This is a genomic window from Bradyrhizobium acaciae (assembly GCF_020889785.1).
Classification (GTDB): domain Bacteria; phylum Pseudomonadota; class Alphaproteobacteria; order Rhizobiales; family Xanthobacteraceae; genus Bradyrhizobium; species Bradyrhizobium acaciae.
Genome location: NZ_JACMYK010000081.1, coordinates 1 through 20525, shown reverse-complemented (window position 1 = coordinate 20525; position 20525 = coordinate 1). Strand labels below are relative to the sequence as shown.

The window sequence follows — 20525 nt, the reverse complement described above, 5'->3', positions numbered from 1 at the left end:
AGCATGATCCGAAAAACTGCGAAGCGGTTTTCCCTCGCGACGAACGCAGGACGCATGTGCGCGGAGATCGTGCTCAAGCAAGGCGCTTGAAGCATGATGACTGTTCGACCGGATCGGATTGCATTTCAGGTCCGGTCGACGTCGTGATAGGCCCGATACCAGGCGACAAATCTGGCAATGCCATCCTCGATCCGCGTCTGCGGCCGAAAGCCGATCTCGCGCTCCAGGTCGGAGACATCGGCCGACGTCTCCAAGACATCCCCTGGTTGCATCGGTAACAACTGCTTTTCGGCCTGCCGGCCGAAGCCCTGCTCAAGCAGCGCCACCACATGCATCAGTTCTTCCGGCCGCGAGTTGCCGATATTGTAGACCCGCCAGGGCGCCTTGCTCGAACCCGGATCTGGATGTGCTCCCGACCAGTTGACGTCGCCCTCCGGCGGGCGGCCGATCAACCGCACCATCGCCTCGACCACGTCGTCGACATAGGTGAAATCGCGCCGCATATTGCCGTTGTTGAACAGCCGGATCGGCTTTCCCTGCGTGATCGCGTCGGCGAACGCGTAGAGCGCCATGTCCGGCCGATACCACGTCCCATACACGGTGAAGAACCGCAGCCCGGTCGTCGGTATGCGATAGAGATGGCTATAGGAATGGGCGATCAGCTCGTTGGCCTTCTTGGTCGCGGCGTACAGGCTGACCGGATGATCGACGTTGTCGTGGACCGAGAACGGCAGCTTGGTGTTGGCGCCATAGACCGACGACGAGGACGCAAACAGCAGATGCCGGCAGGCGGTATGCCGGCAGCCCTCGAGGATGTTAAGGAAGCCCTCGAGATTGGAATCCACGTAGGCGTGCGGATTCTGCAGGGAATAGCGCACACCGGCCTGCGCGGCGAGATGCACCACGACCTCGAAGCGATAACGTTCGAACAGCGCCTTCATCCCGGCGCGATCGGCGAGGTCGAGCTCGAGGAAGGTGAAGCCGCGGTGCTGCTTGAGCAGATCGAGCCGCGCGCGTTTCAGCGCCGGATCATAGTAGCCGTTCAGATTGTCGATGCCGATGACCGGTTGCCCTGCCCGCAGCAAATGCTCCGCCAGATGGAAGCCGATAAAGCCGGCGCAGCCCGTGACGAGTAGATTGCCTGCGATCATCACGTTGTGCCTGTGCCTTTCGCCTTGCGCCGGACCAGGCCGAATGCGCCGTCACGCGCAGCCGCTGCCTTCACCTGCCGCCGCAGGGGCGCGTCAGTTGCTGGCGGCCGGAGCCTTATAGTCCGGAAAGCGGCTCAGGACCGCGGCCTTCATGAACTTGAAGTGCGCAATCTCGGTCGCGAGTTCCTTCAGCCGGCGCTGGCCGTTGGAGATCTCGGCGTCAAACAGGTCCTGGTGATGGTTGTCAAGCGCCTCGCGCTCCAGATATTCGTCGGTGCCGTTGCCGAGCGTCACCGCGGCGCGGGCCAGAACATCGTCGACACGGCGACCAAGGCCGGATTGCTCGCTTTCGGCCGCCTGCAACGCGGCTTCGATCGCGGCCATGATGGATCCGATCCGGGCGCGATCGGTCTCGGCATCGCGCTCGGCCGAGCGGGCCTTGAAACCTTCCTCGCCGCGCCGCGACCTGATCAAGTCATGCGCGCGAGACCGCAAAAACAGCTGAAACATCTGTCAGTATCCGGTTCGGGCCCATTCAGGCAGGATAGGCCAAGAATCGCCCGGTCTTAGTTAAAAATGGGTGAATTGCCTGCGTGCTCGGCCCTGAGATCAGCCTTCCACTTGATCCACGCCTTGTCGTGTTTGTCGTAGAGTTCGAGCCACCGTCCCTCGCCGGCTGACGGCAACGGCTGCAACCCCTGGTCGCCTCGATCCGTCAGCACCGGAAGCGAGGAGTCGAGACCCTCGAACTCCGACGTCTCTTCAAGCGTGAGACCGACCAGCACGCGCCGGCCACAGACATCGACGACATATCGCCTGGGCGATTGCCCCCTGAGATCACTCATGTTGCGAAAGTTCCCTTGCGATCCTCGGGGCCGGCGACAGGATCAGACGGGGCGCTGGCACACGACCAACCCGCCTGCCGCACGGACGGGAACACGATGACCGATTGCATGTTGTCCCGCCACCCCCAACTCACCCCACTGTCGCGCTACCTCGATCGAACTAGTCCGCTAGAACGCGCGGCGCATGTGGCCGAACGCGGTAACTGGCTGCTCCCGTCTCGACGGCTTCGCAGCTGACGGCGCCACATACGGCGCATAGATACGATATTGCGCGCGGCGCTTGCGCGACCGCCACGAGCGCGCGGCGAAACCGGAGAAGACGCCGGAGACGAACGCCGCTGCGAGAATCAGAACGGGAGAGAGCATCACAGTCGTCCATGTTAGTCGGAATGTTATCTAACATTCCGAGTTGTGACGACATCATGATTATGCGTGCCGAAAGATTGTTCAGCCGCTGGAATTTTTGTGCAATCAAACGGCGCAGCAATGGTCAGCTGCAACTACGGACGTTCTCGCGTACGATCTTCGAGACAAACGTCTCAGGAGAACCACCACAGCATGAATTTCAGGAACATCGAGCTGAGAAGATAAATCCACCCCGCCATCGCCAGCACCGTCAGCCCGACGAAGACGCCTGATACGCTTTTCTCCCTGAGGCGCACCAACAACGAGTTTTTTTCTTCCTGCCGATAGAACATCTCAAGCTCGAGGCGCATCTGATTCAAATCAGCTAGCAGTCAATTTCGATGATCTCGTGACGCGCCGCGGCAGCAATTCGCCGCGCGCATCACAGATCACCACTGCAAAATCTCGTGAGCCGCGAGCCATCGTCGAAGAAAATTCCACGCAGCGTGATCCAGGATGTGACCTCAGCGATCGCAGCATTCGAAGGCCGGGCCGGACGCAAGCGTGACCGACCGCACGCATTCTCGCAGGGCGCGCAGTGCGCGACTGCTCTAGCCTGCGTCCCAGCCTAACATGGGAGCCTCGCATGCAGGACAGCAGCACTACACGCGGAAGAAGGCGAACCAGACGACGCCGAGGATCAGCACGGCAAGCCCCGTCGAGGCCGTGAGCAGAGCAAGAACCGAAGGTCCAGGCTCGGCCTGACGCGCCTCGGTCGGGGTTTCAATGATTTGACCGTGTCGTTCCGTTGCCATCGCGACCTCCTTGCTTAAGTGCCTGTAATTCCGGCGATTGCCGCTCCCCTTCGCAGGGCCAACGCGTGATCCGGAGGGGTGTTCCGAGCGATCCGACGGCGTCCCGCCGCCGCGTCAAACGGGCGCAGTCCGAAGCTACGGTTAACGCCGTTACGAGATTCACCGGGCCGTGTTGTTTCAAACGGGGGTTCCCGGTGTTATCCTTGAGCGTTCCGTCGGTTGCGTAATCGGAGTTTCCCTATGGCCCCTCGCGCCAACTGGAAGGGCTTTTTGCGCCTTTCGCTCGTGACTTGCCCGGTTGCCCTGTACCCGGCGACGTCGGATACCGAAAAGGTCTCCTTCAACCAGATCAACCGCAAGACCGGCCACCGCATCAAATACGCCAAGGTCGATGCCGAGACCGGTGAGGAAGTCTCAACCGACGACATCATGAAGGGCTACAAGGTCGACACCGACACCTACATCGAGGTCACCAAGGAAGAGCTCGACGACATCGCGCTGGATTCGACCCGCACCATCGAGATCGACGAATTCGTGCCGCGCAGCGAGATCGACAGCCGCTATCTGATCCGCCCCTACTACCTCGTTCCCGACGGCAAGGTCGGCCACGATGCCTTTGCGGTGATCCGCGAGACCATCCGCAGCATGGACAAGGTCGCGATCGGCCGCGTGGTGCTGACCAACCGCGAGCACATCATCGCGCTCGAGCCGCTCGACAACGGGTTGATGGGCACGCTGCTGCGCTATCCCTATGAGGTGCGCAGCGAGAAGGAATATTTCGACGACATCCAGGACGTGAAGATCACCAAGGATATGCTCGATCTCGCCAAGCACATTGTCGAGCAGAAGTCCGCCGAGTTCGATCCGGAGGAGTTCGAGGACCGCTACGAGCAGGCGCTGATCGATTTGATCAACCAGAAGCGCAACGGCATCAAGATCACCAAGCCCGCGGCAAAGACCAGCGGTAACGTGATCAACCTGATGGACGCGCTGAAGAAGAGTCTCGCCAACGAGAAGCAGGCCGCTCCTGCCAAGGCCGAGGCCAAGGCGGCGAAGGGCAAGAAGCCGAAGAAGCGCATCGAGGGCCAGCGTGAAATGCTGCTGCCGATCTCGGGCAGCGGCAAGCGTGAGCCCAAGGAAGCCGCCAAGCCCGAGCCGAAGAAGGCCGAGAAGGCAACGCGTGCGCAAGGCACCGCGGCGCGCAAGAAGGCGGGCTGACGCCGCGGCGTGCGGGTCACGCTGCGGAAGGCCGCCGACGAGATCATGAAACTATCGGAAGGCGTCCAGTAAGCGGCGCACTGGCTGATGTTCGCACGCATCGCGATGCTTCGCGCGTTGAATGGAGACGGCGGCGGCTGAAGCGGGAACGTATGAAGCGGTGTCTCTCGGCGCTTACTTGTAGCGCCTACTTGAACGCCGAGCTGACGGCACTGAATTGGCCGCTCACGCCGGTGCCGATGCCCCTGACGCCGGCGACGATCACGATACTGATACCGCCGGCGATGACGGCGTATTCGATCGCCGTCGCTCCGACCTCATCCTGCAGAAATCTTGCCAGCAACGCGCGCATGAAAAGCTCCTGTCCGACGCTCGCGGCTCTTTGTCTCCCGCGCCGTAGTAATATGCCAGCAAAACTAGGCCACATTGGTTGACGGCCCATTGATGGACACAATGAACGATCGCTTAAGGGTTGCGCAGAAACTCGGTACTAGTTTTGCCTGCATCAGGGCGCCGCGGCGCGAGGCATCCGGCCGCGTTTGGGCGTAAACGCATATCAGGACTACCCGATCCGGCCCGCAGCTCGGCTTTACCGGTCGGCGGAATCCTGTTCCTTTATCGGACAGGACGACAACGAGGCCGGAACGAACCGGCCGCATCCAAAAGGGAGTGACCGTCATGAAGCTCGGCACCGCGATCGCGGAAATCATGAAGCGCGAGGGGATCGAGATCCTCACCGGCTACCCGGTCAACCACCTGATCGAATACGCTGCCGCCGCCGATATCCGGCCCGTGATGGTGCGCCAGGAGCGCATCGGCGTGCACATGGCGGACGCGATCTCCCGCGTCACCTCGGGCGAAAAGATCGGCGCGTTCTGCATGCAGCACGGTCCGGGCGCCGAGAATGCGATGGGCGGCGTTGCGCAGTGCTATGGCGAATCCGTACCCGTGCTGGTGCTGCCGATGGGCTATGCGCGCCGGTTGGCGAACATCGATCCGAACTTCAACTCCAGCCAGGCGATGAAGGCGTTCTCCAAGTCCTCGGAGCCGATCAACATCGCCGCGGAGGTCTGTAACATTTTCCGCCGCGCGTTCACCAAACTGAAGAACGGCCGCGGCGGGCCTGTGATCGTCGAGATCCCCGCCGACATGTGGAACGAGGAGGTGCCGGAGCCACTCAACTACACGCCGGTGCTGCGCACCCGCTACGGTGCCGACCCTGTCCATGTGAAGGAAGCCGCCGCCCTGCTCGTCAACGCCAAGCGTCCGGTGATCTATGCCGGCCAGGGCGTGCACTACGCGAAGGCCTGGCCGCAGCTGAAGCGCCTCGCCGAGCGGCTCGCGATCCCGGTCACCACCAGCCTCGGCGGCAAGTCGTCATTCCCGGAGGCGCATCCGCTGTCGCTCGGCTCCGGCGGCCTCGCGGTGCCGCGCGCGGTACCGAAATTTTTGGCCGACGCCGACGTGATCTTCGGCATCGGCTGCTCGTTCACCGAAACATCGTTCGGAATCGCGATGCCGAAGGGCAAGACCATCATCCATTCGACGCTCGATCCGAACCACATCAACAAGGATGTCGAGGCCAGGATCGGCCTCGTCGGCGACGCCGGCCTCGTGCTCGACGCGCTGCTGGAGGAAATCGGCAAGACCGTGGCCGCGGACCGTAACGCAAGTGCGGTCGCGGAAGAGATCGCCGCGTCTCACAAGGAATGGCTCGCCAAGTGGATGCCGAAGCTGACGCACAACGACGCGCCGCTCAATCCGTACCGGGTGCTATGGGATCTGCAGCACACGGTCGACATCCACAACACCATCATCACCCATGACGCCGGCAGCCCGCGCGACCAGCTCTCGCCGTTCTGGAAGTCGGTCGAGCCGCTGTCCTATATCGGCTGGGGCAAGACCACGCAGCTCGGCTATGGACTTGGCCTTGCGATGGGCGCGAAGCTCGCAAAACCGGACAAGCTCTGCATCAATGTCTGGGGCGATGCCGCGATCGGCTTCACGGGGATGGATTTCGAGACTGCGGTGCGCGAGCGGATTCCGATCATGTCGATCCTGCTCAACAATTTCTCGATGGCGATCGAGCTGAAGGTGATGCCGATCTCGACCGAGAAATATCGCTCGACCGACATCTCCGGCGATTACGCCGCGATGGCCCGTGCCTTCGGCGGCTATGGCGAACGGGTGACGAAGCCCGAAGACATCATTCCCGCGATCAAGCGCGGCATCCAGAAGACCAAGGAAGGCGTCCCGGTGCTGCTGGAATTCATCACCAGCAAGGAGACCGAGGTGTCGCGGCCGGGGACGTGAGGACACTTCGCACGCCCTCACCCACTTGATTTGACATCGCTTCGGCGGGCAAGCTCCCTCCGACGCAACGTCGGAGGGAGAGATGGCGCGCATCCTGGTGCTGGGTGCCGGCTTTGCCGGGCTGTGGGCCGCGCTCGGTGCGGCCCGTAAATGCGACGAGATCGGTGCACGCGCATCCGACACCGAGATTCTCGTGGTCGATCGCAACGCCTATCACAACATCCGGGTACGCAATTACGAGGTCGATCCCGGCGATGTCGCGCTGCCGCTCAAGGATCTGCTCGATCCGGTCGGGGTCAGGCATAAGGTGGCCGACATCGAAGCGATCGATGCGGCGAAGCGCGAAGTCGTGGTCAAGTCGAGCGCGGGCGCCGAACATTTGAGCTACGACCGGCTGGTGCTGACGACGGGCAGCGAGCTGGCGCGGCCCGAGATCCCGGGCCTCGCCGCGCATGGCTTCGACGTCGACACCTACCATGCGGCGATGCGGCTCAACGGGCATCTGGCGGCGCTCGGCAAAGAGCCGCCATCGCAGGCGCGTTCGACGGTCGCGGTGGTCGGCGCAGGGTTCACCGGGATCGAGGTCGCGGCCGAGATGCCGGCCAAGCTCGCACGCGCCGGCATCACAGGCGATCATCGCGTGATCCTGATCGATCCCAATCCCGTGGTCGGCGCGACCTTCGGCGCGCATGGCCGTCCCGTCATCAACGAGGCGCTCTCCGCGCTCGGCGTCGAGACGCGTCTGAATGTCAGGGTCAGCGCCGTCGGCGCCGACAGCATCACGCTCGACAGCAGCGAGATCATTCCGGCCAAAACCGTGGTGTGGTGCGCCGGCATGCATGCGAGTCTGCTTGCCGCTATGCTGCCAGCGAAGCGCGACCGGCTCGGCCGTCTTGCGGTGGATCACACCATGCGCGTCGAGGGTCTCGACGGCGTCTTCGCCGCCGGCGACGTCGCTTCCTGCCTGATCGACGGCGAGCATCCGACCGTGATGTCCTGCCAGTTCGCGCGGCCGATGGGCCGGTTTGCGGGACAGAACGTGGTCGCCGATCTGTTCGGCGAAAAACTGCTGCCGCTCGCCATCGACTGGTATGTGACGGTGCTCGATCTCGGCGCCTGGGGCGCGCTCTACACCACCGGCTGGGATCGCGAGGTGCACACCACGGGTGCTGCGGCAAAACTCACCAAGCAGACCATCAACCAGCAGCGCATCTATCCGCCGCGCAACGGCGATCGCGCCGCGCTGCTCGCGGCGGCAGCGCCCACGATCCAGGCGGCACCGCCGACGCGCAAATAGTTTGGGTTCACAGTCTCCGATCGTCATTGCGAGCGAAGCGAAGCAATCCATCCATCCACTCACTCGGAAAATGGATTGCTTCGTCGCTTCGCTCCTCGCAATGACGGCGAGTACGTGTGCTACTGCGACAGCTTCACGAAGTCCGGAAACTTCAGCTTGCCTTCGGCGATCGCCTTCGGCCAGACCGTGATCTGCTTGCCGTTCTGCCACTGGAACACAAGGCCGGTGACGGCACCCGGGCCGGACTTGATGCCGTGGGTGAACTCGTCGTTCTTGCCGTAGAACTGGATCTTGCCGATCGTGCCGTCGAAGTCGGTCTTCTCGAGCTCGGTGACCAACTTGTCCGGATCGGTCGAGCCGGCGCGCTGGATCGCCTCCGCGATGATGTAGACCTCGTCATAGGCGGTGTAGCCGGTATAGGCCGGCGGCGTGCCGAACTTGGCCTTGAAGGCGGCAGCGAACGGCTTGGTCTTCGGCGTGACCGCGACATCAGGCGTCGCCACCGCGAGCGAGGGCACGCCTTCGGCAGCGCCGTTGGTGTCGCCCCAGAATGTCGGGCTCAGCGCCTGTGCGCTGATGCCGAACATCGGGATCGGCACCTGCTGGTTCTTCCACTGCACCGTCGGCTGCACGCCGACATGGGAGATGCCGGTGACGATCACGTCGGGCTTCGCCGCTTCCATCTTGTTGAAGATCGGCGTGAAGTCGGTGGTGTCGGGCGAGAAGCGGATATGCTCGACCACCTTGAGGCCGGCCTTCGGCAGGCAGGCCTCGTAGCCGACGTCGAGCGGCTTGGTCCACGCCGCATCCTCGCTCATGATCGCAACCGACTTGAACTTGAGCTGGTCGACCAAGAGCTCCTTGGCCGCATCACAGACCAGCTGCGCCTGCGCGGCCGAGGTCAGGTAGCCGTGGAAGGTGTACTTGTTCTTCTCATAGTCGTTATGAACAGCCTTGGTGATCTCGTTAGAGGCCGCACCGGGTGTGATCAGCGGCATCTTCAGCCGCGAAGCCCACGGCTCCAGCGCCAGCACAACCTCGCTGATGTAGCTCGCGATCACGGCGGACACCTTGTCCTCGCTCACCGCGCGCTGGAACGCGCGCACGGAATCGGCCGACGAGCTCTTGTTGTCGTAAGTGACGATCTCGATCTTGCGGCCCATCACGCCGCCCTTGGCGTTGATCTCGTCGGCCGCGATCTGCGCGCCGCCCGGGGTCGCCGCGCCGGCGATCGACTGCACCTCGGCGATCACGCCGATCTTGATCGGATCGCTGGACTGGGCATAGGCCGGCGCCGCGAGGCAGAGCGCGAGCGCCGAGGCCAGCAAGCTGACGCGGGTGGCGGTTGAATGTCCTGACATCATGATCTCCCTTGTTTTGCTTTCTTGTTCTTGAATTTTTCGAACTTCAGAGAAAATCGGCGCCGGCCTCCGCGGCGAACCGGCCCGGATCGCCCTCCCAGACGATCCGCGCGTGCTCCAGCACATAGACGCGGTCGGCATGCGGAAGCGCGAACGTCACGTTCTGCTCGCCGAGCAGCACCGTGATCTTGGTGGTCTGGCGCAGCTTCTCCAGCGCCTTCGACAACAGTTCGAGAATGACCGGCGCCAGGCCCAGCGTCGGCTCGTCGAGGATCAGGATCTGCGGCTGCATCATCAGCGCGCGGCCGATCGCCAGCATCTGCTGCTCGCCGCCGGACAGTGTCTGCGCCATCTGGCCCTGGCGCTCCTTCAGGATCGGGAACAGCTCGAACAGCCAGGCCAGTTGCTTCGCCCGCGCTGCGTCGTCGAGATGCTGGCCGCCGAGGTCGAGGTTTTCGCGCACCGACATCTCGCCGAACAATTCGCGCGATTCCGGGCACTGCACGAGGCCGGAGCGGGCGATCTTGGCCGGCCCGGTGCCGCGCAGATTCACACCACCACGCAGGATCTCGCCGGTATAGGGCAGGAAGCCCGAGATGGTGTTGAACAGCGTGGTCTTGCCGGCGCCGTTGAGGCCGACGACGGAGACGAACTCGCCCTCATGGACGTGGATCGAGACGTTCTCCAGCGCCTGCGCCTTGCCGTAATGCACACTGACATTCTCGACCTGCAGCAGCGGCACCTTGTCCTTGAACGAGGTCTCGGGCCGCGCATGGGTTTCGATCGCGCCGCCGAGATAGACCCGCCGCACGGTCTCGTTCTTCATCACGTCCTCGGCGCGGCCGGTCGTGATCTCCTCGCCGAGATACATCGCGAGCACGCGGTCGACCAGCGCCGCGACGCTCTTGACGTTGTGGTCGACCAGCATCACCGCGCGCCCTTCGTCGCGGAAGCTGCGGATCAATTGCGAGAACACGCCGACCTCGGTGCTGGTCAATCCGGCGAAGGGCTCGTCGACCAGCACCACCTTCGGGTCGCGCGCGATCGCCTTCGCCAATTCCAGCCGGCGCAGATCGGCGAACGGCAGCGTCGGCGGACGGCGGTCCATCACCGCCCCCAAGCCAACGCGCTCGGCGATCCATTTGGCGCGCTCGGTCAGCGCCTTGTCGGGAAACAGCATGAACAGGCTGTCGGGCAACAGCGCGACCATGATGTTTTCCAGCACGGTCTGCCGGTTCAGCGGCCGCGAATGCTGGAACACCATGCCAAAGCCCTTGCGCGCGATCTTGTGCGCGGGCAGCCCGGCAACGTTCTCGCCCTCGAACAGCACCTCGCCCGCGGTCGGGCGCTCGATGCCCATCACGCTCTTCATCGCGGTCGATTTACCCGAACCGTTCGGCCCGATCAGGCCGAGGATCTCGCCGGGTCGCAGCTCGAAGCTCAGATTCTTCACCGCGGTCAGGCCGCCGAACCGCTTGGTCAGGCCGCGGACGGCGAGCGTTGGAGTCTTGGTCGCAATCTGATCCATCAGGAGCGCGCCTCGCGTGACAGGGCCGCTCCGAGGAAACCGCCGGGGAAGAACAGGACGACAAGCAGCGCCACCGCCGAGACGATGAAGGTCGCAAGCTCGCCGGTCGGGCGCAGGAATTCGCCAGCCACGATCAGGAAGATCGCGCCTAACGCCGCCCCCAGCACCGTGCGCCGGCCGCCGAGCACGGCGGAGACGATCACGTTCACGCCGACCGCGACGTCGACCACGGTGCCGACCGAGGCGGTGCCGAAGTAGAACACCAGCAGCGCCCCCGACAGTCCCGAGAAGAACGCACTGACGATGAAGGCCGCGAGCTTGTGCTTGACGATGTTGAAGCCGAGCGCACCGGCCTGCACCGGGTCCTGCCCGCTCGCCTGCAGCACGAGGCCGACCGGCGATTGCGACAGGCCGTAAAGAATGGCCGCGCTGATGGTCATGAAACCGAGCGCGATCCAGTAATTGGCGCCGGCATTGATGGTGATGACGTCGGGGATGGTGAGCCCGATCTCGCCGCCGGTCAGGTCGGCGAACACCACGACGAAGTTCTGCAGCATCAGGACTGCGACCAGCGTGGTGAGGCCGAAATACGGTCCCCTCACCCGCAGCGCCGGCAGCGCCAGCACGAAGCCCGCGACCACCGACGCCAGCGCGCCGAGCAGGATGCAGATATAGACCGACCAGCCGTACTGGTTGTTGAGGATCCCCGCGGTGTAGGCGCCGGTGCCGATCAGGAAGGTCGGGCCGAAATTGACCTCGCCGGCGAAGCCGAACAGCAGGTCCCAGGCCATCGCGAACACGCCGAAATAGAACGCGACGGTGAGCAGCCCGAGGATGTAGCCCGAGACGTAGAGCGGCAGCGTTGCGGCAACCGCTACGCAGGCGAGCGAGATGAAGAACAGGCGCGAGGTGAAGAATCCGGCCATCTCAGCGCCTCCCCAACAGGCCTTGAGGCCGGATATACATCACGAACACCAGAAGCAGCAGCGCCGGAATGGTGCGGTAGGCCGGCGAGATCATGTAGGCCGTGATGGTCTCGAGATAGCCGACGACGAAAGCCGCGATCAGCGAGCCCGAGACGCTGCCGAGACCGCCGAGCACCACGATCGAGAACGCGCTCGCGGTCAGCGGCCCGACACTGTAGGAGCTGACGCCGAGGAACATGCCGAGCAGCACGCCGGCGATGCCGGCCAAAATGCCGTAGATGCCCCACACCACGATGTAGATCTGGGTGAGCTCGAGTCCGAGCAGGGTGACGCCGCGCGGGTTCATCGAGGCCGCCAGCACCGCCTTGCCGGTCCGCGTGCGGTTCACCAGCAGCCACAGCAGGCCGATCACGAGGCAGCACACCAGCGCGGTGAAGATATTGTTGCGCGGCGTGCGGTTGCCGAAGATATCGACGACGCCCTCGACGATCGGCAGCACCGTCTTGGCGTTGTTGGTGAAGAAATAGGCGATCAGCTCCTGGATCATGATGCCCCACAGCAGAGTGCCGGTGAGGACGAAGATTTCCTTCTCCTCATTGGGGATCCGACTGGAATTCTGGATCGGCTTGACGACCGCGAAATAGGTCGCGAACGACACGATCAGCGCCACGCCGACGCCGAACAGCGCGCCGGTGTAGATGTCGAGGTGCAGCACGCTGGCCGCGGCCCAGGCCGCGACCGCTGCGGCCACCATGATGGCACCGTGGGAGAGGTTGAGAACGCCGGAGACACCGAAGATCAGGGTGAAGCCGGTCGCGCCGAGCGCATAGAGCGCACTGATGGCGAAGCCATCGATCAGGATCTGTAGGGCAAGCATCTCAAATCAGCCGCGGCAGCAGGGCTGCCTGTTGTGGAGGACGCGGAACTGAATAGCGATGCTCCCGGGACCGGCCCGGGAGCATGATCATCAGTCAGTTGGTGGTGAGCTTGATGAAGCTCGGGAACTTGAGATCGCTCTTGGCGACCTCCTTTGGCCACACCGCGACCTGCTTGCCGCCCTGCCACTGCAGCATCAGTCCGGTGATCAGGCCCTTGCCGTACTTGATCGAATGGGTGAACGGATCGTCCTTGCCGTAGAACTGGACGCGTCCGATGGTGCCTTCCCAATCGGTCTTCTCCAGCGCATCGACCATCTTGTCGGCCTCGACCGAGCCGGCGCGCTTCACCGCATCCGCGATGTAGTAGACCTCGTCATAGGCGGTGTAGCCCGCGTAGGACGGATAGTTGCCGTAGCGCTTCTTGAAGCCTTCTGCGAACGGCACCGACTTCGGCGTCACCGCGACGTTCGGGCCCGACACGCCCTGATACAGCACGCCTTCGGCCGCATCGTTGGTGTCCTTGCCGAAGGTCTCGTTGGTGGCCTGCGAGGAAATGCCGAACATCGGGATCGGCACCTGCTGGTTCTTCCACTGCACCGTCGGCTGCACGCCGACATGCGAGATGCCGGTGATGATCACGTCGGGCTTGGCGGCTTCGACCTTGTTGAAGATCGGCGTGAAGTCGGTGGTGTCGGGCGAGAAGCGGATATGGTCGACGACCTTGAGTCCGATCTTCGGCAGGCACTCCTCGTAGCCGACGTCGAGCGGCTTGGTCCAGGCCGCGTCCTCGCTCATGACGACCGCAGTCTTCATGTGCTTCTGATCGACCAGAAGCTCCTTGGCGGCGTCGCAGACCGACAGCGCCAGCGCCGCCGAGGTCAGATAGCCGTGGAAGGTGTACTTGTTTTTCTCGTAATCGGCGTGAACGCTCTTGCTGATCTCGTTGGAGGCCGCGCCGGGCGTGACGAACGGCGTCTTCAGGCGCGAGGCCCAGGGCTCGAGCGCCAGCACCACTTCGCTGATGTAGCTCGAAATGACGACGTTGACCTTGTCTTCGTTGACGGCGCGCTGGAATGCGCGGACCGAATCCGCCGAGGACGAGTGATTATCGTAAGAGACGATTTCGATCTTGCGGCCGTCGATGCCGCCCTTGGCGTTGATCTCGTCGGCGGCCAGTTGCGCCGCCTGCGGGATCGACGCGCCGGCAATCGCCTGCGCTTCGGCGATCACGCCGATCTTGAGGGTGTCGGCGGCCAGCGCTCCGCTGGGGGCCGCAGCCAAGAGGCCCAACACGGCCGCTCCGGCGATTTGCTGCATCGCATGAACAGGCAGTCGCGATGTTCTTTTCACCCTGTTTCTCTCCTCTTTTTGCATTTTGTTCGGCTGCTTCGAGCTCTTGGGGCCGGACTATAGCCGCGACAAAATGCGCAGCAAGTGAAACTGCGCGCAGATCGCCATGCGTCGACGACAACTAAAGTAGTGGGTCGGCGTGAAGCGGCTGAATAAATATGAGGCAGCGCGGGAATAAAGTCGTGTCGGGGTCTCTCGCCACGTCTGTCATCGCCCGGGCGATGACACCGAACAGGCTGCTCGACAGGTTGAAGCGAGAACGATCCGCAGAGTCGTCCCGGCGAAAGCCGGGACCCATAACCACCGATGCGAATTGTTAAGCGCTATTGGAACGACGAGTCCCACCGACAACATCCGCCGCGGCGCATGGGTCCCGGCCTTCGCCGGGACGACGGCGGTGAACTTGGTGTCGTCGCAAAATCATCCCGCTGCTTTCGCTGGGACGACAGCGGAGAGCGTGGTGACGCCCTACTCCGCCATCTCCGCCGGCGGCCGCGTGGCGGGGCCGGCGAGCGGGCGCTCCTCCATCGTGATCATGCAGATGGAAGCGGTGGTCAGCAGCACGGCGGCGGCACCGAACACGTAGCGGAACGCGGTGATCATGTCGGCCATCGGGATCGCGCTGACGGTGCCGGCCGCAGCGGCGTGATGCTCGCCGGCGAGCGAGATGTCGGTGCCGAGCGTCATCAGCAGGATCGTGGTGAAGGCCGCGACCGTGAAGGAGGCCATCATCGCGCGAAAGAAGTTCATCGCGCCGGTGACCGTGCCGACCTGCGGACGCGCCACCGCGTTCTGCAACGACACCACGCTGATCGGGAACGTGGTGCCGAGCCCGAGCGCGAACACGCTCATCAACAGCAGCAATCCCCACAGCGGCAGCGTCGTCACCGCCATGCCGACGGCGCAGATCGCGGCGACCGAGGTGCCGACGATGGCGACACGCTTGTAGTGCTTGGCCTTCGCCATGGTCCGTCCGGCGATCGCCGCACCGAAGGTCGAGATCGCCGCAAGCGGGATCAGCGCCAGGCCGGCCTCGCTGGCAGTCAGGTGATAGACTACCTCGTAATAGAGCGGCAGGTGCACGGTCAGGCCGACCATGGCGCCGAGCGCGCAGCCGCCCGCCCCCATCGCGAACGGCACCACCGAGCCGCCGAGCAGCGACAGCGGCAGGAACGGCTCGTCGGCCCGGCGCGCATGCCAGACAAAGGCGCCGGCGAGCGCGATCGAGGCGCCGATCATCGCGGTGATGGTCGGCGACAGCCAGGACAGACGGGTGCCGCCCCAGGTCAGCACCAGCATCAGCACGACGGCGGAGGCCATCAGCAGCACGCCGCCGAGCCAGTCGACCTTGCGCTTGCGGTGGAACACCGGGATCTTGCTCATCTTCGGCAGCAGCAGAGCGAGCGCCGCAGCCGCGAGCGGCAGGTTGATCCAGAAGATCATCGACCAGTGCAGATGCTCGGCGAACACGCCGCCGACCACCGGGCCGAGAATGCCGCCGGCCATCCAGACGCTGGAGAAATAGGCCTGATAGCGGCCACGTTCGCGCGGGGTGACCACATCGGAGATCACGGTCTGGACCACGGGCATGATGCCGCCACCGCCGAGCCCCTGCAGGCCGCGGGCGACGATCAGCATGGTCATGCTGGGCGCGATCGCGCACAGCACCGAGCCGACCACGAACAGGCTGAGCGAGGTGATGATCATGACACGGCGGCCATAGATGTCGCTCAGCGTGCCGAATACCGGCGCCACCGCGGTGGAGGCGAGCAGATAGGCCGTGATCACCCAGGAGAGGTTGGTGACGTCGTGAAACTGGCGCCCGATCGTCGGCAGCGCGGTCGCGACGATGGTCTGGTCGAGCGCGGCCAGGAACATCGTCAGCATCAGGCTGATGACGATGGTGCGGACTTCATCCGGATTGAGCGGTGCCGGCGGCGCCAGCGGGGGCGCGTCGCTGAGTTCGATCACCTCGCTCGGGAGGTGAGACAGCTCTTCCGCAATGTCGTCAGGCAATGTGGATTGGTCGGCAGGAAAACGGCTCTGCCGTTCATACTTGTTCATTTGGGGGCGTAATGCTGCTGCGCGGGCGCGTCCCGCGATGGAATCATTCTCTGCTTCGCAATTTATGCAGCAATTCGCTGCTGAGGCAGGCACCCCAGCGCATGGGTGCATCCCGCGGCAGAGTTCTCGCGATGACGTGATCGCAGAACGGCCTGTGCCGACACTCGCGGCGCCATCGTTACGGCTTGTAAATCTGCTCGAAAATCTACTTGGAGAGCTTCGGCCGCTTCTTCAACTGGGCCCGTTTCGGCAGCAAAGCCGGCCACCGCACAATGTGATCCTCGAGATCTGCGTCGTTGACATCGATCTCGGTGCCTTCCACCCGCCCGCGCACCGAGACGCCGGCCTCATGAACGGTGTTGGGATCGCCGGAGATCAGGGGATGCCACCAATAGAGGTCCCGCCCCTCGGCCACGAGCCGGTAGCCGCAGCTCGGCGGCAGCCAGTTCAGCGTCCGGACGTTTTCGGGCGTCAGGCGGACGCAATCCGGAACCTGGTCGGAGCGGTTCGGATAGTCCTTGCAGGTGCACAGGCCGGAATCGAGCAGCTTGCAGGAGATGTGGGTGAAGTAGATCTTGCCGGTGTCCTCGTCCTCGAGCTTCTCCAGGCAGCACCGTGCGCAGCCGTCACACAGGCTCTCCCATTCGGCATTGGACATCTCTTCCAACGTCTTGGTTTTCCAGAAGAATCCATCCTGGTCCGACGGGCGCTTGGGCGGTGCGGTCATGATATCCCTGACATGGCGATAGAGTTCTTATTGGGACGCCGGCGCCGGCTCCGCAAGGGGGTGTTGTCGCGGGGTCGAAAAAGCCGGTGGGCAGCGTTAGGGCTTTCATTAAATTCACAAGCCGCGCCATTGGTTTATGGCAGCCGCTCGGATAGAACGTGGAACGAGTCCCCAACGACGCAAAAGCGCCTTGGGATTGCCGCAACATCGAAGCAAGACGCTGGCCTGTGCCCATTTGGGCGCCCGCAGCGCTGTCACACTGATCAAGGGTCCGGTCCTTTCAGGTCATGCCGTCGCATTGGAAACAGAAGGTTCGGAACTTCTTCCTGGACCTCGATGCGCGTATCGACTCGACGCTGTTCTCGTCGGGCAAGGGCCTGCGCGAACTTTACGAGCGCTATTCCACCTTCATGGACCGCTTCTATGTCGGCCGCTGGAAGCGCTGGGTGTTCATCGAGCCGCTGTCGGAAGCCGCGACCCTCGGGCTCGGCGGCATGATCCTGATGCTGACGCTCGCGATCCCCGCCTTCCGCGAGACCGCCGACGAGGACTGGCTGAAGAAGTCCGACCTCGCCGTGACATTCCTCGACCGCTACGGCAATCCGATCGGCAGCCGCGGCATCAAGCATAATGACTCGATCCCGCTGGAAGACTTTCCGGACAATCTGATCAAGGCGACGCTCGCGACCGAGGACCGCCGCTTCTACGACCATTTCGGCATCGACGTTCCGGGCCTCGCCCGCGCACTCGTCACCAACGCACAGGCCGGCGGCGTCCGCCAGGGCGGTTCGTCGATCACCCAGCAACTCGCCAAGAACCTGTTCCTGAACAACGAGCGCACCATCGAGCGCAAGGTGAAGGAAGCCTTCCTCGCCATTTGGCTCGAGACGCGGCTGACCAAGAACGAGATCCTGAAGCTCTATCTCGACCGCGCCTATATGGGCGGCGGCACCTTCGGCGTCGACGGCGCCGCGCATTTCTATTTCAACAAGTCGGTGCGCGACGTGAACCTCGCTGAAGCCGCGATGCTGGCCGGCCTGTTCAAGGCGCCGACCAAATACGCCCCGCACATCAACCTGCCGGCGGCGCGCGCCCGCGCCAACGTCGTGCTCGACAATCTCGTCGATGCCGGCTTCATGACCGAGGGCCAGGTGTTCGGCGCCCGCCGCAATCCCGCCGTCGCGGTCGACCGGCGCGACGAGAATTCGCCGAACTACTATCTCGACTACGCCTTCGACGAGATGCGCAAGCTCGTCGACACTTTCCCGAAATCCTACACCGAGCGCGTCTTCGTGGTCCGCACCGCGATCGACATGAACGTGCAGAAGGCAGCCGAGGACGCGATCGAGAACCAGCTCCGGCAGTTCGGGCGTGATTATCACGCAACCCAGGCCGCGACCGTGGTCTCGGATCTCGACGGCGGCATCCGCGCCATGGTCGGCGGCCGCGATTACGGTGCGAGCCAGTTCAACCGCGCCACCGACGCCTATCGGCAGCCCGGTTCGTCGTTCAAGCCTTACGTCTATACGACGGCGCTGCTGAACGGCTTCACGCCGAACTCGAAGATCGTCGACGGCCCGGTCTGCATCGGCAACTGGTGTCCGCAGAACTATGGCCACTCCTATTCCGGCCAAGTGACGCTGACGCAGGCGATCACGCGCTCGATCAACGTCGTGCCGGTCAAGCTCTCGATCATGCTGGGCGGCAAGGAAGGCCCGAAGGCCGGTCGCGCCAAGATCGTCGAGGTCGCGCGCCGCTTCGGCCTCAAGGCGCCGCTGCCCGATACGCCGTCGCTGCCGATCGGCTCCGACGAAGTCACGGTGCTGGAGCACGCGGTGGCCTACGCGACCTTCCCGAACCGCGGCAAGGCGGTGACGCCACATTCGGTGCTCGAGGTGCGTACCGGCGCCGGCGATCTGGTGTGGCGCTGGGACCGCGACGGACCGAAGCCGCGGCAGGCCATTCCACCGAACATCGCCGCCGACATGGCCGGCATGATGAGCCACGTGGTCAGCGAAGGCACCGCGCGGCGTGCCGCGCTCGACGGCATTCCGACCGCGGGCAAGACCGGCACCACCAACGCCTATCGCGACGCCTGGTTCGTCGGCTACACCGGCAACTTCACCTGCGCGATCTGGTACGGCAATGACGACTATTCGCCGACCAACCGCATGACCGGCGGCTCGCTGCCGGCGCAGACCTGGCACGACATCATGGTCGCCGCGCATCAAGGCGTGGAAGTGAAAGAGCTCAACGGGGTCGGCATGGGCCAGAAGCTGCCGCCGCAGCCGGCACAGGCTAATGCCCAGGCCAACGCCGCGCCGCGCGTGCTGGAGACCAAGCCGGGTCCGCCGCCGGTGTTGACCAAGCGCGGTGCGGATATCCTGGTGCGGGTCGAGAAGCTGCTCGACGACGCCGCCAGAACCACCGGCAAGACCACGCTGAACGAGCCCTCGAAGACCGGCAAGGCTGAGTCCTCGAGCGCGCTGGCGTTCCCCGAAAACTACGTTGCCGCGGTCGGGCCGGACGGCGCGACACCTGCAGTACCACGCAAGAACTGACGTGCGGCTCCTCCTCACCACCTTGCTGGCTCTCGTCATCGCCACCGCCGTCGGCCTCGGCCTGACCTACGCGACGGCGACCCGCGGCACCGATCTCGGCACGCTGAAGATCGGCGCCTGGACCGCGCGGCCGAAGAACGGCACCTCCGATGTCGATCCCTATTCGCGCGCCACGATCGCCCGCAGCGGCGAGTTGCCGATCGGCACCGGCGACGGCATCGCGTTCTCGGCGACCGCTGACGACAAGAACAAGCCGCTCGACGGCCGGTGCGACATCGTCGTCAGCGGCGTGACGCCGGCGGCGCGGTTCTGGACGCTGACGCTGTTCGACCGCAAGGGGCACCTCGTCGCGAATTCCCTGCAGCGCTACGGCTTCACCAGCCAGGAGATCATGCGCGCCTCCGACGGCACGTTCGAGATCCACATCGCCTCGCGCTCGCGCGCCGGCAACTGGCTGCCGACCGGCGGCATTGAGCGTTACGCGCTGATGCTGCGGCTCTACGACACGCCGGTTGGGGTTGCGACGCGCACCCAGCGCGACGCGCCGATGCCCTCAATTGCCACGACGGGCTGCCCATGATCCGCGTGCTGTTCACGATCCTCGCCGGCGTGCTGCTCGGCGGCGTGGTGCATCTCGTCAGCGTGCTGGCGCTGCCGCGGATCGCCTCGCAGGACGCTTACTCACGGCTGACGCCGATGACCAAGCTCAACGAGGTGACGCAACTGCCGCTCGCCGACCCGAGCCACTCGCCGATGCCGCTGATGGATCCGGCATTCGCAGTGGCGATCTGCCGCTACGACCTCTCCACCGGGCCGCTCAAGCTCACCGTGCCGGTCAGCCAGGCCTATACGTCGGTGTCGTTCTACACCCGCAACGAGGTCGCCTATTACGCGATCAACGACCGCTCCGCCGGCAAGAAGGTGATCGAGCTCGACCTGATGACGGAAGCGCAGCACAACGAGCTGCCGGAGGACGAGGAAGTCACTGCGGCCGACCGGCTGATCATCGACTCGCCGACCTCGACCGGCCTGATCCTGCTAAAGGCACTGGCGCCGGAGCCCGGCCTGATGCCGCAGGCGCAGGCCTCGCTTGCGGCCTCCTCGTGCAAGGTGCAGGCCGAGCCGGTCGCGGCGAAGCAGGAAGCC

At 64.1% G+C, this 20525-nt stretch carries 20 protein-coding genes; 6 read left to right on the top strand and 14 right to left on the bottom strand.

All coding sequences use genetic code 11. The features are described from left to right. Window positions 1-125: 125 nt before the first annotated feature. From H8A92_RS26035 to H8A92_RS26010, 6 genes are all read right to left on the bottom strand, one after another. Entirely contained in the window at window positions 126-1151 is a 1026-nt protein-coding gene (locus H8A92_RS26035; protein WP_229198404.1) for an NAD-dependent epimerase, read from the bottom strand. A gap of 93 nt (window positions 1152-1244) precedes the next feature. Further along, window positions 1245-1661 carry a hypothetical protein gene (locus H8A92_RS26030; protein WP_229198403.1) on the bottom strand — a complete coding sequence of 139 codons (417 nt, stop codon included), beginning with the start codon at window positions 1659-1661 and terminating at the stop codon, window positions 1245-1247. A gap of 56 nt (window positions 1662-1717) precedes the next feature. Further along, window positions 1718-1996 (bottom strand): hypothetical protein, encoded by a 279-nt coding sequence (locus tag H8A92_RS26025; RefSeq protein ID WP_229198402.1) that lies wholly within the window; start codon window positions 1994-1996, stop codon window positions 1718-1720. 168 nt (window positions 1997-2164) lie between these two features. Continuing rightward, complete coding sequence (locus tag H8A92_RS26020; protein WP_229198401.1) at window positions 2165-2362, bottom strand: hypothetical protein; 198 nt, start codon at window positions 2360-2362, stop codon at window positions 2165-2167. A gap of 173 nt (window positions 2363-2535) precedes the next feature. Then, on the bottom strand, window positions 2536-2721 hold the full coding sequence (locus tag H8A92_RS26015; RefSeq protein ID WP_229198421.1) for a hypothetical protein: 186 nt from the start codon (window positions 2719-2721) through the stop codon (window positions 2536-2538). A gap of 282 nt (window positions 2722-3003) precedes the next feature. After that, the gene (locus H8A92_RS26010; RefSeq protein ID WP_165445791.1) at window positions 3004-3156 is read right to left on the bottom strand and encodes a hypothetical protein; all 153 of its coding nucleotides are present in this window, start codon (window positions 3154-3156) and stop codon (window positions 3004-3006) included. A 240-nt stretch (window positions 3157-3396) separates the two neighbouring features. Between H8A92_RS26010 and ku the strand changes: the two genes are divergently transcribed. Beyond that, the gene (gene ku, locus H8A92_RS26005) at window positions 3397-4374 is read left to right on the top strand and encodes a non-homologous end joining protein Ku (RefSeq protein WP_229198400.1); all 978 of its coding nucleotides are present in this window, start codon (window positions 3397-3399) and stop codon (window positions 4372-4374) included. Window positions 4375-4561: 187 nt separating this feature from the next. On the opposite strand, the gene H8A92_RS26000 is transcribed toward ku, so the two are convergent. Continuing rightward, entirely contained in the window at window positions 4562-4726 is a 165-nt protein-coding gene (locus H8A92_RS26000) for a Flp family type IVb pilin (protein ID WP_229198399.1), read from the bottom strand. A 326-nt stretch (window positions 4727-5052) separates the two neighbouring features. On the opposite strand from H8A92_RS26000, the gene H8A92_RS25995 reads away from it, so the two are divergent. Then, window positions 5053-6687, top strand: a complete 1635-nt coding sequence (locus tag H8A92_RS25995; protein WP_229198398.1) for a thiamine pyrophosphate-requiring protein — start codon at window positions 5053-5055, stop codon at window positions 6685-6687. A gap of 82 nt (window positions 6688-6769) precedes the next feature. After that, on the top strand, window positions 6770-7984 hold the full coding sequence (locus H8A92_RS25990; RefSeq protein ID WP_229198397.1) for an NAD(P)/FAD-dependent oxidoreductase: 1215 nt from the start codon (window positions 6770-6772) through the stop codon (window positions 7982-7984). Window positions 7985-8103: 119 nt separating this feature from the next. Here H8A92_RS25990 and H8A92_RS25985 read toward each other — a convergent pair whose 3' ends face one another. From H8A92_RS25985 to H8A92_RS25955, 7 genes are all read right to left on the bottom strand, one after another. Further along, window positions 8104-9348: an ABC transporter substrate-binding protein gene (locus tag H8A92_RS25985; RefSeq protein WP_420831368.1), complete on the bottom strand. Its 1245-nt coding sequence runs from the start codon at window positions 9346-9348 to the stop codon at window positions 8104-8106. A 43-nt stretch (window positions 9349-9391) separates the two neighbouring features. Continuing rightward, the gene (locus H8A92_RS25980) at window positions 9392-10873 is read right to left on the bottom strand and encodes an ATP-binding cassette domain-containing protein (protein WP_229198395.1); all 1482 of its coding nucleotides are present in this window, start codon (window positions 10871-10873) and stop codon (window positions 9392-9394) included. Then, the gene (locus H8A92_RS25975) at window positions 10873-11799 is read right to left on the bottom strand and encodes a branched-chain amino acid ABC transporter permease (protein ID WP_229198394.1); all 927 of its coding nucleotides are present in this window, start codon (window positions 11797-11799) and stop codon (window positions 10873-10875) included. The genes H8A92_RS25980 and H8A92_RS25975 overlap by 1 nt, the downstream gene beginning before the upstream one ends. A gap of 1 nt (window position 11800) precedes the next feature. Then, window positions 11801-12676 carry a branched-chain amino acid ABC transporter permease gene (locus tag H8A92_RS25970; RefSeq protein WP_229186278.1) on the bottom strand — a complete coding sequence of 292 codons (876 nt, stop codon included), beginning with the start codon at window positions 12674-12676 and terminating at the stop codon, window positions 11801-11803. Window positions 12677-12770: 94 nt separating this feature from the next. Continuing rightward, window positions 12771-13994, bottom strand: a complete 1224-nt coding sequence (locus tag H8A92_RS25965; RefSeq protein WP_229198420.1) for an ABC transporter substrate-binding protein — start codon at window positions 13992-13994, stop codon at window positions 12771-12773. 501 nt (window positions 13995-14495) lie between these two features. Beyond that, on the bottom strand, window positions 14496-16091 hold the full coding sequence (locus H8A92_RS25960; protein ID WP_229198393.1) for an MDR family MFS transporter: 1596 nt from the start codon (window positions 16089-16091) through the stop codon (window positions 14496-14498). A 205-nt stretch (window positions 16092-16296) separates the two neighbouring features. Next, window positions 16297-16818, bottom strand: a complete 522-nt coding sequence (locus tag H8A92_RS25955; RefSeq protein WP_229198392.1) for a YcgN family cysteine cluster protein — start codon at window positions 16816-16818, stop codon at window positions 16297-16299. A 287-nt stretch (window positions 16819-17105) separates the two neighbouring features. On the opposite strand from H8A92_RS25955, the gene H8A92_RS25950 reads away from it, so the two are divergent. The 3 genes from H8A92_RS25950 to H8A92_RS25940 form a co-directional block, all read left to right on the top strand. After that, window positions 17106-19379 (top strand): transglycosylase domain-containing protein, encoded by a 2274-nt coding sequence (locus H8A92_RS25950; RefSeq protein ID WP_229198391.1) that lies wholly within the window; start codon window positions 17106-17108, stop codon window positions 19377-19379. 1 nt (window position 19380) lies between these two features. Then, entirely contained in the window at window positions 19381-19959 is a 579-nt protein-coding gene (locus H8A92_RS25945) for a DUF1214 domain-containing protein (protein ID WP_163156611.1), read from the top strand. Beyond that, the coding region (locus H8A92_RS25940) for a DUF1254 domain-containing protein (RefSeq protein ID WP_229198390.1) at window positions 19956-20525 on the top strand (570 nt) is incomplete at its 3' end. The genes H8A92_RS25945 and H8A92_RS25940, both read left to right, overlap by 4 nt.

Coding starts and splice junctions, on each gene's coding strand:
- H8A92_RS26035 (WP_229198404.1), bottom strand. CDS start 1,151: ATGATCGCAGGCAATCTACTCGTCACGGGCTGCGCCGGCTTTATCGGC.
- H8A92_RS26030 (WP_229198403.1), bottom strand. CDS start 1,661: ATGTTTCAGCTGTTTTTGCGGTCTCGCGCGCATGACTTGATCAGGTCG.
- H8A92_RS26025 (WP_229198402.1), bottom strand. CDS start 1,996: ATGAGTGATCTCAGGGGGCAATCGCCCAGGCGATATGTCGTCGATGTC.
- H8A92_RS26020 (WP_229198401.1), bottom strand. CDS start 2,362: ATGCTCTCTCCCGTTCTGATTCTCGCAGCGGCGTTCGTCTCCGGCGTC.
- H8A92_RS26010 (WP_165445791.1), bottom strand. CDS start 3,156: ATGGCAACGGAACGACACGGTCAAATCATTGAAACCCCGACCGAGGCG.
- ku (WP_229198400.1), top strand. CDS start 3,397: ATGGCCCCTCGCGCCAACTGGAAGGGCTTTTTGCGCCTTTCGCTCGTG.
- H8A92_RS26000 (WP_229198399.1), bottom strand. CDS start 4,726: ATGCGCGCGTTGCTGGCAAGATTTCTGCAGGATGAGGTCGGAGCGACG.
- H8A92_RS25995 (WP_229198398.1), top strand. CDS start 5,053: ATGAAGCTCGGCACCGCGATCGCGGAAATCATGAAGCGCGAGGGGATC.
- H8A92_RS25990 (WP_229198397.1), top strand. CDS start 6,770: ATGGCGCGCATCCTGGTGCTGGGTGCCGGCTTTGCCGGGCTGTGGGCC.
- H8A92_RS25985 (WP_420831368.1), bottom strand. CDS start 9,348: ATGATGTCAGGACATTCAACCGCCACCCGCGTCAGCTTGCTGGCCTCG.
- H8A92_RS25980 (WP_229198395.1), bottom strand. CDS start 10,873: ATGGATCAGATTGCGACCAAGACTCCAACGCTCGCCGTCCGCGGCCTG.
- H8A92_RS25975 (WP_229198394.1), bottom strand. CDS start 11,799: ATGGCCGGATTCTTCACCTCGCGCCTGTTCTTCATCTCGCTCGCCTGC.
- H8A92_RS25970 (WP_229186278.1), bottom strand. CDS start 12,676: ATGCTTGCCCTACAGATCCTGATCGATGGCTTCGCCATCAGTGCGCTC.
- H8A92_RS25965 (WP_229198420.1), bottom strand. CDS start 13,994: ATGCAGCAAATCGCCGGAGCGGCCGTGTTGGGCCTCTTGGCTGCGGCC.
- H8A92_RS25960 (WP_229198393.1), bottom strand. CDS start 16,091: ATGAACAAGTATGAACGGCAGAGCCGTTTTCCTGCCGACCAATCCACA.
- H8A92_RS25955 (WP_229198392.1), bottom strand. CDS start 16,818: ATGACCGCACCGCCCAAGCGCCCGTCGGACCAGGATGGATTCTTCTGG.
- H8A92_RS25950 (WP_229198391.1), top strand. CDS start 17,106: ATGCCGTCGCATTGGAAACAGAAGGTTCGGAACTTCTTCCTGGACCTC.